The sequence below is a fragment of the Butyricicoccus sp. AF18-9LB genome (assembly GCF_027684505.1).
GTDB classification, from domain to species: Bacteria; Bacillota; Clostridia; order Oscillospirales; family Butyricicoccaceae; genus Agathobaculum; species Agathobaculum butyriciproducens.
On the sequence record NZ_JAQCWA010000001.1, the window covers coordinates 274,471 to 288,649 of the forward strand.

Genomic DNA, 14,179 nt, shown 5'->3' on the forward strand with positions numbered 1-14,179 from the left:
TCTGCGAGCAAATTCTGCATCCGTATCCGTCGCGGTACTGCCCTATATAAAGGTAATCAGGAAAATGACTACAACTTGGGAAACACACAAATTTGAGCACTACATATTCAGCCTTTTGCTGGCGGTGGAAGTCATTATGTCCTTTACATTTTTAGGATATATGCACATTCCGCCGATTTCTATTACCACAGCGTATATCCCTATCGTCATTATCGCCTGCTTGTTTGGCCCGGCCGAATCTTCCCTCGCGGGACTGCTGTTCGGTCTTGGCAGTCTGTATAAGGCTTCCGCGACCTATGTCATGCCTGCAGATGCGGTCTTTTCTCCGTTTCGGAGTGATTTTCCCATTGGAAGCATACTGCTGAGTGTCGGCACACGCGTGCTGTTCGGTTTTCTGCTCGGCTGTCTGTTTCAGCTGGCACGCAAAAGCAAACGAAAGAATCTGTGCAAGCTGCTCATCACAATCGCGGCACCTAAGCTGCACGCGCTTTTTGTCTATACTGCGATGGGTCTGCTCTTTCCCTCTCTCGGTTTTAATATTTTATCAACATTTATACTTGAAAAAAGCGACCTCATCATCCTGCCGCTCTGTGCTGCGGTCGTTCTGGCGATTGACAAGCTGTATCACAGTTCCTTTATCCAGACCTATAAAAACGCGGTCAATGAATACGAAAACACCCCATACTGGTCTCCGAAGATTGGTTTCGTGCTGGGGGCCGTAAGTACGTTTATCTTCTGTATGGCGGTCCTCTCGACCGTCTACTTCTCCAGCCGTATGTACTACATGCTCGGGCAGCACGGCATAGATGTCACACAGCACATTCATCGGGATATTCTCCACCTGCAGGTGCAGTTTTTGACTGCCATGCTGGCGCTCAACTTCATTCTGCTCATCCTCATCCTGATGGTCTACCGCTACATGAAATTTCGTGAGTACACCGGCGAGCTGGACTTTCTGACCGGCATTATGGGCCGCAAGCTGTTCCTGCACACCTGTCTCCGCAGCCAGAAGTCCCACGCCGGAGCAGCCGGCTGGTTTCTGGTCTGCGATCTGGATTATTTCAAGCACATCAACGATAAATACGGCCATTCTGTCGGTGATGAGGTCCTCAAGCAGTTTGCCGAGCATTTACAGAACACCTTTCGTTTCTGCGGCTCTGTCGGCCGTATCGGCGGTGACGAGTTTGCCGTAATGCTCGATATAGATCTGTCGCAGGACCAACTGGAGCATCTGCTGACGCAGTTCCTGCGCGATATTTCCGGTATTCTCGAGCAGGTCACGGTCAGCTGCAGCATCGGCGCGTACCGCTTTGTTTTCCCGCAGGAGATCAAGCACCTGCTCACCGAAACCGACCGCGTGCTCTATCAGGCCAAGGAGAACGGCCGAGCGTGCTTCGTGATAGAGGATTCGACTGAAAAGTAAATTACAAAAGCCCGCACAGCGTAAAGCAGCTGTGCGGGCTTTTGTGTCTGTTCGATGAAAAATACATGTAAATTCATGCAACTGCACTCCGTTCTGTCAAAAATGTGCTGCAATGGGTCAAATGAAAACGACAGCATTTGTCGTTGTGGGATGCTTCGCACGAGCAGATTGTCCGCATGGACGGTCTGATCAAAAAACTGATCGAGCCGGCACGCAGTGAGGAAGATCTGCCCGTGTCTGCCGTGACCGAGGTGCCGCTGAATGAAATCATACAGACCTGCGTACAAACCTTTATCCCGCTTGCAGAATCGAAAAACAAAGTATGAAAACCGAGGTACATGCCCTCGGTTTTCATGCATTTGTGCCGTACATGCTATTTCATGCGCGCTGCCGCGCGGCAGCGTCAGCATCGTGAAAACGGACTTTCTCGACAAGCTGAAACGGAGTGCAAACGCACTCCGTTTTACTTTCGATTTTAGAAAGGCTGTGTATAACTCCAGGTACCGATGCCGAGCGGAGAGAACGCAAGGTAAACCGCTGCAACACAAATGAGAATCAGTGCGGTAGCAACCCATCGATATTTCCACGGAGTAAGATCGACAGCGCCGATGTCCTTCTGTACCCATGCCTCCGGATGCTTTGCCTTGTTTCGCTGATTGAAAATGAACATGACCAGCAGCTCAACCGGCAGCAGAACAAAGACAGCGTACAGATAATGGAGCTTGCTGTTGAGGAACAGCAGGAACGAGCCGTAGCAGACCACATGCAGCACCAGAATGACCTTTGCGCTGTATTTCGGCAGGTGCTTGAAGAAGAAGCCGCCGAATACGGCCGTCAGCACCGGCAGTGCAATCAGCATTACGAGGGAATCCAGGAAGGTCTTGAGACCTGCCGGGAAGAAGTAGATCAGCGGACCAACGATGGTGGTCAATACCGCGAAGATGATGCCGACATTCTTGCCGATCTTAACCAGTTTTTCCTCAGAAGCGTCCTTGTCGATGAATTCCTTGTAGATATCCATGGTAAACATGGTATCTACCGAGTTCAGCACCGAGTTGAACGAGGACAGGATCGCACCGAGCATTACGGCTGCGAAGAAGCCCATCAGCGGAGCCGGAACAACCTGCGAAACCAGCTGCGGGTACGCTTCATCCATCATGGATACCTGATCGCCCTGCAGCTCAAACAGTGCATACGCGATAACGCCCGGCAGCGCAAGGTACATAAAACCAATAATTTTCAGAAACGCGCAGTAGAGTGCGCCCTTCTGTGCTTCCTTGAGGTTCTTTGCAGCAAGTACACGCTGAATAAACGACTGGTGCGTACACCAGGACTGCAGACCGAGGAAGAACAGACCGGTAAATACGGTCGGCCACGGAACCGCAGGCGGCAGAGAATCCGCCGGAGCGATAGAGTTGAGCATATCCGAATGGTTTTCGATCAGGAAACGCATACCATCGATAACCGACAGACCATCACCGCCCGCCGTTTTGCCGAGCACGCTCAGCGCGAAGAACGGGATCATGAAGCCGCCGATCAGCAGGCCGATGCCGTTTACGGTATCCGATACGGCAACAGCTTTCAGTCCGCCGAAGATGGCGTAAATCGAGCCGATGACACTGATGATGATACACAGAATGATAACGGCCTGGAACTTGGTTACGCCAAGAATGCCGGATACGTTGAAGATATTTTCAAATACCAGCGAACCGGAGTACAGGATAACCGGAATCTGTACGACAATGTACAGCAGGATGTACGCGATGGAGAACCACAGCTTCGTGCTGCGGTCATAGCGCAGACCGATCAGCTCCGGAATGGTGGTAATGCCGCTTTTCAGATAACGCGGCGCCGCAAACAGCGCCAGCACGATACAGCACGGAGCCGCTACGATCTCGAACGCCATCGGGCTCATGCCCACGCTCCAAGTCTGGCCGTTTGTGCCGACCAGCTGCTCTGCCGACAGGTTGGTCAGCAGCAGCGAACCTGCGATAACAAAGCCCGGCAGTCCGCGTCCGGCCAGAAAATAGCCGTCTGCGGTGCTCTGGTCATCGCCCTTTGTTTTTACATACGAAATAACTGCAACAAGTATCGTGAAACCGATAAACGTCGCCATAGTCCAAACCATTGGAATCCCCTCTTTCACGCGGTCCCTCAACCGCTTCAATTTCCCATATTTGTAATTTAATTCTCAAAAATGCGTATAGTTAGGGCGGACGCATGTGTCGAACTCTGCGTCCGCCCTGTCTATAAACTGTTTATGCTGTCAAATGTGTGTTTGAATTACTCCCACAGGCCCTTGGACTTCATGTCGGAGACGTACTCGTCGATATTGGAGGAGTCGATAACCTTGGAGCCGGAGTCGATGAAGGATTCAACCGAGCCGCCCTCAAGTACGGTAACTGCTGCTTCAACAGCCTTGTAACCCATGTCGTAGCCCATCTGAGCGATGTCGATGGTCAGAGAGCCGTCCATAACAGCCTCGATGGCAGACTGGTTGCCGTCAAAACCGCACAGAACGGTATCTGCGTAATTGGTGTTGCCGGAATCCTTGATAACCTTTGCAGCTGCAAGCGCCATGTCATCCGCGATGGACAGAACTGCGTCTACGCCGTCCGGATACTTCTGGATAACCGCCTCCATAGCGGCTGCTGCCTTGTCCGGCATGGTATCGGTGTACTGCACTTCGAGCACCTGACCGCCTGCGGCTTCGATCGCATCGCGGTAGCCGCGCAGACGTGCTTCATGGGTCTCGTCGCCCTGTACGCCTGCAATGATAACCGCCGTCGGCTTGTCCTTGCCGAGTGCCTTGCAGGCCTCAGCAACCGCCTTGCCGCCGTTCAGCGCTGCGTCCTCGTTGCCGGTGCCAACGAAGCAAGCCTTCTTGTCCGAGGTAAAGTCGGTATCGAGTGCTACGACCGGCTTGGTCGCGGTATCTACCAGCGTTGCGGTAGAAGTAGACTGCTGCGGAGCGATAACAACGGCATCGATGCCCGGGTTGCCGAGTGCGGTCTCGATCATGTTGACCTGCTCATCATACGAGGTAGCCGAGGTCGGAGACTGGATTTCGACGTTTACATTGTCGTGCTCGCTGCCGTAAGCGCGCGCACCGGCAATAACCTTGTTAAAGTGACCGTCCGTATGCTTTACGATAACGGTTACGTTGTAGGCATCACCGGAAGCGGTGGAGCCGCTGTCACCCGTGCTGCCAGTCGATGCGGACGAACCGCAGCCTGCCAGCATGCCGGCACACAGAGCACTCACTAACGTCATTGCTAAAAGCTTCTTTTTCATGGTTCAAACACTGCCCTTTCTCTTCTTCTCATATTGATTTTCTTTCTTCTCTATGGGGTGGTGCTGGAATTGCGAAAATGCTGTGGACTTAATGAAAAATCTTTTTCTTTTACGGTATCACCGGACAATTCGGCAAGAGCAATTGTTCGGTGATGCCGCACCAATTACTGGCTGATGGTCTGGCGCAGTGCGTCAATCGAGGTATGAACACCTGCGTCAACCGTCATGGTGAGGTCCTCCATCTCGAGGGAAACGTCTCCGTCGTAGCCCATCATGTGGCAAACGGAGAAGAATTCCTTCCACCACTGGAGGTCCTTGCCGCAGCCGACTGCAACGTAGTTCCATACACGGTCAGCGGACTCGGTAACTGGGCGAGGCTCGAGCAGACCGTCGGTGTCTGCCAGACCGCGCTCGATGCGGGCATCCTTGCCGTGAACGTGGAAAATGCAGCCCTTGAGAGCACGAGCAGCCGCAATCGGATCAGCGCCGAGAACCATCATGTGGGACGGATCGAGGTTGATGCCGAGCATCGGGTCGGTAGCCTCACGCAGCTTGAGCAGAGTCGAAGCAGACCAAACCATGGTGCCCGGGAATTCCTCGATAGCGATGTGCTCAATGCCGCACTTCTTGCAGTGTGCGATGAATTCGTTCCAGAACTCGATCGTTACCTTCCACTGGTACTCATACGCCGGAGCCATGAAATCCGGCCACGAAACGGTAGAGGTGATCCAGTTCGGGGTGGTGTCGGTTTCGCTGCCTGCCGGCAGGCCAGCCATCGCAACGATCTTCTTAACGCCCAGCAGACCTGCCAGAGTAGCGCAGTCGTACATGGACTTCTTGTATTCCTCGCCGGTCTTGCTCGGCCAAAGCGGGTTGCAGGACGTGTTCAAAGCGGAGATGCGCATGCCGCGCTTCTCAAGTTCGCCCATGAATTCCTTGCGCTTGCCTTCGTCCGCGAGCAGCTCCGCGGTGTTGCAGTGCTTGCGGGCACCCCAGCCGCCTGCGGTCATCTCGACCGCGTCGATACCGAGGGACTTTACCTTGTCAAGCATGTCCGTGTAGGACAGATCAGCGAATACGTCAGTGCAAATTGCGAGTTTCATATAAAAAACCTCACTTTTCTTCTTTTTTGTTGTAGTAGAAATCGTTGGAGCGATTTTTAGAGAGAGAATTTCAAGAGTATGTTATATAGGAGGGAATTTTTAAGCACCTTAAAAGGTTGCCGCTGCCCGCCTTACGGAAGGCAGCGGTACAGAGAAAAGAAATGAGAGAGTGTCTTAGTTTAGATGGAAATCGGGAGAATTACTTGAAATCTACCCATACGCCGCCCTTGTCAGCGGACTCTACGCACTTGGTTACCCAGCGGATGCCGTCGATGCCGTGCTCCAGATCCGGGTAAACCAGATTCTTGAGGGTCTCCTCGTCGCCGCGGTTCTTTGCATCCATTGCGATAGCGAAACGGGTATACAGGTTGCTCCAGGACTCGATCAGGCCGGTGTAGTGCAGAGCACCCAGGCGCTCGTACTCGAGAGCTTCCGGATTCAGGTAATCCATTGCACGAACCAGAGTCTGACGCGGCTGACCCTGTACTTCGTAGTACAGCTCATCCGGATGCATATCGTTCCACTCGAGGGAAGCCTTGGTGCCAACAATGCGGATGTGCTGGCTGCTCATGTCACCTGCGTTAACTGCAGATGCCCACATACGGCCAACTGCGCCGTTCTCGTAACGCATCAGGACGTAAGCATTGTCCTCCAGCGGTGCGCGGGACTTGATGAAGCTCTGGCGGTCGCACAGCAGCTGCTTCAGCTTCAGCTGCGGGCAGATCAGCTCGGACATGTAGAAGGTGTGGGTGGACAGGTCGCCAAGTACGAAAGACGGGCCGGACTTTGCCGGATCAACACGCCACTTCTGACCCTCAGCCTGCTTATCGCCGGTCGGGTCGCAAGCGAAGCCGTGTGCGTAGCGGAGATCTACCATAGTAACCTCACCGATGTCACCGTTCAGGACCATGGAGCGCATCTGGCTCAGCAGGTCGAAACCGGAGAAGCCGTAGGTTACGCAAACGATCTTGCCCTTTTCCTCAGCCAGCTTCTTGATCTCCTCGCCTTCCTCAACCTTGAAGAACAGCGGCTTCTCACAGATTACATGCAGGCCGGCTTCCAGAGCTGCCTTGCAGACCTCAAAGTGCTGGAAGTTCGGGGTTGCGATGTCAACAGCCTCGATGCCGTCCTCGCGCTTTGCTTCCTCAGCGAACATGGTCTTGTAATCCGGATAGAGGCGTTCCTCATCCATGTTCAGGTTCTTGCCGAAGTCTACGCAGCGGGCGAAGTCCAGGTCGAACGCTGCAGCCTTGAGTACGAACGAGGTGTTGTCTCGCATAGCACCCAGACGATGCTTGTAGCCAACGCCGGAAGTGCGGCCGCCGCCTACGATACCCCAACGGAACGGACGAGCAATTTTCTTTTCACCGATAAACATAATGTTTTCCTTCTTTCTTTGATTTGCAGAAAAGTGTTTGATTCTGTTTTTGTACTGCTAATTTTGATGTTTTGTGAAATGCATACAACAAATTCGACTTATCTTTGTTTATTGTATCCATTTCCTAACTTCTGACCTAAGTATAAAATGTTTTATGGATATATTCAATAAGCGTTTCTGCCGTAAAGTTCATCGATCCTGCTTTCTGTGAGAAAACACAGAAAACCAATTCATCAATCCTGCTATTTCGTTCACAGATTCTATGAGGGCAAAATAAGGAAGGAGAAGAGTATATGCAAAGTGTTGATCCCGGCATCCAAAGTGAGTCGGTTTGTTTTCCGTTTACGCCGTCGCAGACCGCGAGAGAGCTGCTGTTTTACCCGACATGGTGCGGTCACTACTACTGCACCGCCAACTATTTTATGAAGCGCGACAGTTATCCGCCGCTGCTCATCGCCTACATCCGCAAGGGACGCTTCCGCGTGGAGTACCGCGGTGAATTCCATGTCGCCGAAGCCGGTGACGTGCTGCTGCTCGACTGCATCGAGCCGCACTACTACCACGCCGAGGACGGACTGGAGTTCGTGTACATGCACTTTGAAGGCTCGAACGCGCGTGAGCTGTGCCGCCGCATCACCGACCGGCACGGCTGGCTCATCCGCCGCGATAACAACACGCTGATCGGCAATCTGCTGTACGACATGGTGCGCTTTTACGATGAAAACGGTGTAGAAACCGACATGCAGCGCTCGGCACGCATCTACCGCATGTTTGACCTGCTGCTCTCGCCGAGTGCTGCCGAGCAGTCAGCGGATACGCCGGTCGAGCAGGCCATCCAGTACATTCGCTCGCATATCGGTCAGCCGATTTCCGTGGAGGAGCTAGCGTCTACCGTGTGCCTGAGCGCGTCCTATTTCGCGCATATGTTCAAGCGCCGCACCGGCTTCTCCCCTGCCGATTATGTAATCAACTCGCGTATTGAGCGTGCAAAAGTCCTGCTTGTGCGCACGCAGAAGCCGATTGCGGAAATCGCCGAGGAGGTTGGCTACTCGACCAGCGGCAGCCTGATCAACCTGTTTGTTAAGAAGGTCGGTACGTCACCGCGGCAGTACCGTATCCGGCATATGTCCAAAGCGATTGATGCGGTATGCAAAACCGATGTGCCGTTCATAGATACAGATGTACCGGAGCTGTAACCGTGCAAATATGCAAAAAGACGCACATCGCAAGATGTGCGTCTCAGTCTGTCAAAATGTCATATTCCTGCAATTTATACAATTCGCGCGCCAGTGCGCGTTAAAAGGTTTACGGTCTGTTAAGACAACACCGCATAATGAGAACCACAGCTTCTTGCGCAGACTCCGGTCGCGCTGCTGCGACGCTTTGCTGAAATTCTGCACCCTGACTTTGCTGCGCTTTCATGGTAATACCTCAAGTATTACCACAGAACCAAGCCTCGTCAGCACGCAAAACCTGCTCGCAAGTCGCCTTTTGTCTCATTATGCGGTGTTGCCTGAAAGGATGAAATGCAATAGATTTGTTCTGTTTTACAGTTCCTCGACCGACACGATGCCTTTACGCTCGCCGACCAGTGTCATCAGACGGTTTACCGTGCAGCTGCGCGGCAGGCGCAGCGTGAAGATGGCACAGGCATTGTGCTCACCGTTTTCCGCCGCACGGGTGATCTGGATATTCAGCACCTTGACATCACATCTGCGGTACAGCTGCAGCACATCGTCCAGACACGTTTTATCCTCGTATTCCATATACACATTGATCTCGGGAACGTGCTCCAGCACACGGTACTCCAGCCGCGAGAACACCTGCTCTGCCAGCATGATAAAGCCGGTGGCCAGAATGCCGCCCTCATAAAAGCCGCCGCCGAACGCCAGACCGATGATGGCCGAGGTCCACAGTCCGGCCGCCGTTGTCAATCCCTTCACATTCTGCCGCTTGGTGACGATGATCGTACCGGCACCGATGAAGCCGATTCCGGCAACAACCTGCGCGCCCAGACGCGCCATATCAGTGAAATAATGCATATTCAGATACAGATACTGACTGGTCAGCGTGGTGATCGCTGCACCGATGCAGATGAGGATATGGGTGCGGAAGCCTGCCGGACGACGCTTGTACGAGCGCTCGATGCCGATGATGCCGCCGCAGATAAATGCACAGGCGAGACGCACAAATACGGAGAGCGTGGTAACGCTGCGCAGACCGTCAAAAACAGATAACATATTGCTTCCCTCCTGTTACAGTTCTTCGATCACACACAGACAATCCAGACCGGCCAGTTCGGACAGCAGCTGCGTATGCGGTATTTTTTCATTCAGACGAATCGAAAAGATCGAGCTTGGATGCAGCTGCTCACCGCTCCGGTTGCGCTCGATGTCAATGTCGTAGATCTGCACATTCTGTGCCTTCAGCTGATTGATGATCGTGCTGACATCGTCCATTGAGTTAAACTCCAGATACAGATTGATATCGCGTGCGTTTTCCTGAATGTATGCATCCACGATCGGGAACAGGCGGATGCTCAGAAAGATCATAGCAAACGCGATCAGTACGCATTCGTAAAATCCCGCGCCGACCGCAAGGCCGGTACACGCCGAAGCCCACAAGCCGGCGGCGGTAGTCAGTCCCTTGACCTGCTGACGGCCGGTGACCAGAATCGTGCCTGCGCCGAGAAAGCCGATGCCGTTGATGACCTGTGCGCCGAAACGGGAAACGTCGGTTTTTATGCCGATCTCTGCGCAAATATCCGACCACGGCCCTGTCACCATGGTAAATTCGTACAGGCTGAGCAGCACGGTCAGCGTTGCACCCAGACACACCAGCATATATGTACGGAAGCCCGCCGGACGGCGTTTTCGTTCCCGCTCCAGACCGATGCAGCCGCCGAGCAGCATAGCCAGAGCGAGCCGCAGCACGACCGATGCAAAGTGAAATTCGCGAAGATATGCAATCGTTTCTGTCATGTTCTGCTCCTCCTCATTTCCTGCGGAAACCGTTTACGCACACGTTTGCGCTGATGGTCGTTTTACACCCTGCGCTCCTTGGTATATATACAGTATAACACTGAATCAGGCAAAGTTTCATCCCTCACATTGTAAGAAGTATTTTGTTTATTTTTGTGTAATTTGTACATTCGCAAACGTTTGTGTATTTAATTATCACAATATTATTATATATTAAGTTCTAAATATCCGCATTTGTGAAAATTTTTATTTCGATGCACCCTCTCCGAACTGTTTTTTCCCTTCCGCAGAGCGTAAATACCCCCATTCTGCACAGATTGTGCAGAACGGGGGTATTCGTTCCGTATCGCACGAACTGCGCCTGCACGCAGCACAAGGCACTTCCGCCTTACATGGTCCCTTCCTCCTCCATTGCACTGAGCAGCGGCGTTACCATCTGCTTTTTGCGGCTGACTACACCCGGCAGCACGACCGAATGCTCCCCACATTCCTTGCGGAACGCGGCATGCACCAGATTCTTTGCACCCCGGCCGACATAAAGCAGTTCGGTCTTTTCCTCGATGATATTGGTCAGCATGACAAACTGCATGGACAGTCCGCTCGTCTTGAGATAGTCCTCCATATAGCCCAGCATTTTATCCCGGATGCCGTTCAGCTCATTCTCGCTGACACTCGTGATCTGCGAAATGGCGATTTTTTTATTCTGTACCTGAAAGTACTTGAAATCCATGTGGAACAGTTCATCCATTGAACGGTCGCGCAGGCGCGAGCTGGAGCGAAACATCTCCGTTGCGTACTCTTTGATGTCCAGACCTGCGATCTGCGCCAGCTCCTCTGCAGCGGCGCGGTCGAGCGGTGTACAGGTCGGAGAACGGAACATCAGTGTATCCGACAGAATCGCAGAGCACAGCAGACCCGCGATTTTCGGCTCGATCGGCACATTATGCTCATGATACATTCCTGTGATAATGGTCGCGGTACAACCAAGCGGCTGATTGCGGAAATAGATCGGCCCGCTCGTTTCAACCGAATCAATGCGGTGATGATCGATGATCTCAATGATATTGGTCGAACGAATACCATCTGCCGCCTGATCCCGCTCGTTGTGATCGACCAAAATGACCGACGGACGCTCCAGATCCAGCAGATTGCGCTGAGAAAACATTCCGATATACCGTCCCTGCTCATCCAGCAGCGGATAGTAGCGCATACGCTTTTTGGATACTGCGCGCTTTACATCCTCTACCACGTCATCGGGTTCAAAGGTGATCAGTCCCCTGCGGCGCATGACATGGCGCACCGGCACAGCCTGGCTGACCACCTTGGCGCAGCTGTATGTCGTCAGCGGCGTTGCGATGATGGATACCTGATTTTCACTTGCCAGCTTGCGGATGGTACGCGAGACTTTCGCGCCGAGCCCAATAATAATGCAGCCCGCATTCATCTCAATGGCGCAGAGCTGACTCTCATAGCGATTGCCGAGAATGACCATGTCACGCGGCCCGATATAATCCTCCAGAACATCCGGATTGGCTGCCGCAACCACCACGCTGCCCTGCTCGAACCGCTTTTCGCTATCACCGACAATCAGCGTACCATCCAGTACATCCACCAGATTGCGATAGCTTGTGCCGGCCTCCGCCAGTGCGTTCGCGTCCTTATCCTCCATATAGAAGCGCGCGATATCACTCAGCGTCAGCAGTCCTTTAAGATGACGATCCTCATCGACAACGGCCAGCGTCTGAATATCATTTTCGTTCATGTAATTCCATGCGCGGTGCAGCGACATCTCCTCATCAATACCGGGAATCCTGCGATACTGCACATCGCTCAGACACGGCTCAAACGACTTGATATAACGCGGCGCTTTTACGCCGAAGCGCTCAAGGACAAATTTGGTCTCTGTATTGACATGGCCTGCCCGGCAGGGGATATATGATTCTCCGGTCAGCCTGTGCTTAAGCTCTGCATAACAGATCGCAGAGCAGATCGAATCTGTATCCGGATTACGATGTCCGATAACAAAAACCGGGTTCATACTGTACCGACTCCTTTGTCTGAGAAATGACCGCGGGAACTGCTGTGGTTTTCCCAACGGTGTATGATTGCGGGTAAAAGGAAACAGCAGCACCGACCATGCCACTGATTCGGGTGCTGCTGTTCCCCTCGGGAAGAAATAGGACAATACCGCATAATACTGCAAGCAAATTTTTCTGCACGGACGAGGCGTGATCTTACAACAATACCTGATGTATTAACATAAAAGCACAGCAAGGTCAGGGCATAAAATTTCCGCCAAGCGCCGCGGCAGCGCGACCGGAGCCTGCGCAAGAAACCGCGGCAGCGCGACCGGAGCCTGCGCAAGAAGCCGCGGCAGCGCGACCGGAGCCTGCACAAGAAGCCGCTGCTTTAATTATGCGGTGTTGCCTTAGATATGGTCATTATGATTTTCCATGCGGATCATGCCGGAAACACCTGCCAGCTCCTGACGGAATGCATTCTGCGCGGACTCATATCCGTTCGGTGGAAAGCTTGCACGGAAGCTGATGATATAGGTGTTATGCGGAGTTCTGCTGAAGGACAGATCAAGCAGCTTCGCGAAATGCCGTTCTGCCAGATGCGACAGTTCCACCATGATGTCGCCCATATGGTCACATTCGATCTGCAGATCCAGTTCCGAGCGGCTTCTGGCGCGGATTTTTTCCTGAATCCCGTCAAACGCCACCAGTGTTACAAAGGCAATCACCGTACCGACCGCCGTGAGTACATAGTATCCCATGCCGACCGATAGACCGAGACAGGCAACGACCCAGACACTGGCCGCCGTTGTCAGTCCGCGAACGGTAAATCCCTCACGCAGGATCGCACCAGCACCCAGAAAACCGATGCCGTTGATGACCTGTGCACCCAGTCGCGCCGGGTCAGAGGGCGTTGTCCCAAATACTGCGATCGTCTGCTCATACAGGATGCAGCTTGTCACCATGACCACACACGAGCCGAGTGCTACCAGAATATGTGTACGGATTCCCGCCGGATGCGAGGTCCGTGCGCGCTGCGCGCCGACGGCAAACCCGACGATCACTGCACCCAGCAGACGCAGCACGATATCCACCACTGTAATTTTCCCCATTTTCGTTTCCCTCCTGTCTAAAATATTTGACCGCACCCTGCAATGGCAGGGTACGGTCAGAAAAAGAGAGAGAGATTGTTACGGTTACGTTCTTTTTCTTATTGCATCGTCAAGCGCTCTGCTCGATTTCGCTCCTCCAGATAATCCACCAGCTCCGGCAATTCCCGAATGATATGATCCGGCTGGTAAGCAGCATCTACACCGGCATCCTTCTGCGCCGACAGGAACGACTGGATCTGGATCGCGGCACCAAAATGCATTCGCTTTGCACCGATGATATCACGCGAGATCGTATCGCCCACATAGGCACATTCCTCCGGCTTCGCCTGCATCTGGCGCAGCGAGATCTGGAAAATAGACGGATGCGGTTTCCGGTATCCGGTCACGCTGGACAGGGTAACATCTTCAAAATAATCGCGGATTCCGTACTGCTCCAGCACATCGAACACCGAATAAAGCGATGCCGTGTTGGAGATGACGCCCAGATGATACCCGCGTTTTTTCAGTTCCTCCAGAGTCTCCTTGACCTTCGGACGAAGCTCGCGGTGATAATAGGTCACTTCCCACATGCCGGCCAGCCGTTCCGCTACCTCCTGCAGTTTTTCACGGTCCAGATTGAAGTCCGCCATATAATACTCCGGCCAGATTTCCTCCGGTTTTTTCTCCAGTTCGTTGGATTCGCTCCATTGTTTGTAGTTACGGATACCGCTGTTCAACTTGTTCCAGAAGGTAATGTCATTGCAGCCTGTACCCAGATCATGTTCATTGAGGAACGTCCGCAACTCTCCGGTAACCGAGTGAATCGTCTGATCATTATACCAGATATCCTCGAGCGTTCCTCCCATATCAAATAATATAGTGTTAATCACG

General features: G+C 53.0%; 12 protein-coding genes. 3 read left to right on the top strand and 9 right to left on the bottom strand.

Annotated elements, in window-relative coordinates:
* Window positions 1–64 precede the first annotated feature (64 nt).
* Both PGY33_RS01180 and PGY33_RS01185 read left to right on the top strand, forming a co-directional pair.
* On the top strand, window positions 65–1,423 hold the full coding sequence (locus PGY33_RS01180; RefSeq protein ID WP_270476978.1) for an ECF transporter S component: 1,359 nt from the start codon (window positions 65–67) through the stop codon (window positions 1,421–1,423).
* A 176-nt stretch (window positions 1,424–1,599) separates the two neighbouring features.
* Window positions 1,600–1,749 carry a hypothetical protein gene (locus tag PGY33_RS01185; protein WP_181967616.1) on the top strand — a complete coding sequence of 50 codons (150 nt, stop codon included), beginning with the start codon at window positions 1,600–1,602 and terminating at the stop codon, window positions 1,747–1,749.
* Between the two features lie 149 nt (window positions 1,750–1,898).
* On the opposite strand, the gene PGY33_RS01190 is transcribed toward PGY33_RS01185, so the two are convergent.
* The 4 genes from PGY33_RS01190 to PGY33_RS01205 form a co-directional block, all read right to left on the bottom strand.
* Window positions 1,899–3,551 (bottom strand): solute:sodium symporter family transporter, encoded by a 1,653-nt coding sequence (locus tag PGY33_RS01190; protein ID WP_270476980.1) that lies wholly within the window; start codon window positions 3,549–3,551, stop codon window positions 1,899–1,901.
* 155 nt (window positions 3,552–3,706) lie between these two features.
* Entirely contained in the window at window positions 3,707–4,696 is a 990-nt protein-coding gene (locus PGY33_RS01195) for a sugar ABC transporter substrate-binding protein (protein ID WP_270476981.1), read from the bottom strand.
* A gap of 185 nt (window positions 4,697–4,881) precedes the next feature.
* Window positions 4,882–5,820, bottom strand: a complete 939-nt coding sequence (locus PGY33_RS01200; protein WP_118479056.1) for a sugar phosphate isomerase/epimerase family protein — start codon at window positions 5,818–5,820, stop codon at window positions 4,882–4,884.
* Window positions 5,821–6,019: 199 nt separating this feature from the next.
* Window positions 6,020–7,198, bottom strand: a complete 1,179-nt coding sequence (locus PGY33_RS01205) for a Gfo/Idh/MocA family protein (RefSeq protein ID WP_117751205.1) — start codon at window positions 7,196–7,198, stop codon at window positions 6,020–6,022.
* 293 nt (window positions 7,199–7,491) lie between these two features.
* Between PGY33_RS01205 and PGY33_RS01210 the strand changes: the two genes are divergently transcribed.
* The gene (locus PGY33_RS01210; RefSeq protein ID WP_270476983.1) at window positions 7,492–8,394 is read left to right on the top strand and encodes an AraC family transcriptional regulator; all 903 of its coding nucleotides are present in this window, start codon (window positions 7,492–7,494) and stop codon (window positions 8,392–8,394) included.
* 351 nt (window positions 8,395–8,745) lie between these two features.
* On the opposite strand, the gene PGY33_RS01215 is transcribed toward PGY33_RS01210, so the two are convergent.
* The 5 genes from PGY33_RS01215 to PGY33_RS01235 form a co-directional block, all read right to left on the bottom strand.
* Window positions 8,746–9,438: an MgtC/SapB family protein gene (locus PGY33_RS01215; RefSeq protein ID WP_117489569.1), complete on the bottom strand. Its 693-nt coding sequence runs from the start codon at window positions 9,436–9,438 to the stop codon at window positions 8,746–8,748.
* 15 nt (window positions 9,439–9,453) lie between these two features.
* Window positions 9,454–10,179: an MgtC/SapB family protein gene (locus PGY33_RS01220; RefSeq protein WP_117554962.1), complete on the bottom strand. Its 726-nt coding sequence runs from the start codon at window positions 10,177–10,179 to the stop codon at window positions 9,454–9,456.
* 388 nt (window positions 10,180–10,567) lie between these two features.
* A complete protein-coding gene (locus PGY33_RS01225; RefSeq protein ID WP_118479052.1) occupies window positions 10,568–12,217 on the bottom strand; it encodes a putative manganese-dependent inorganic diphosphatase in 1,650 nt (549 codons plus the stop codon).
* A 390-nt stretch (window positions 12,218–12,607) separates the two neighbouring features.
* Window positions 12,608–13,309, bottom strand: coding sequence for an MgtC/SapB family protein (locus tag PGY33_RS01230; RefSeq protein ID WP_118479050.1), 702 nt, complete (start codon window positions 13,307–13,309; stop codon window positions 12,608–12,610).
* Between the two features lie 98 nt (window positions 13,310–13,407).
* Window positions 13,408–14,178, bottom strand: coding sequence for an HAD family hydrolase (locus PGY33_RS01235; protein WP_158574634.1), 771 nt, complete (start codon window positions 14,176–14,178; stop codon window positions 13,408–13,410).
* Between the last annotated feature and the right edge of the window lies 1 nt (window position 14,179).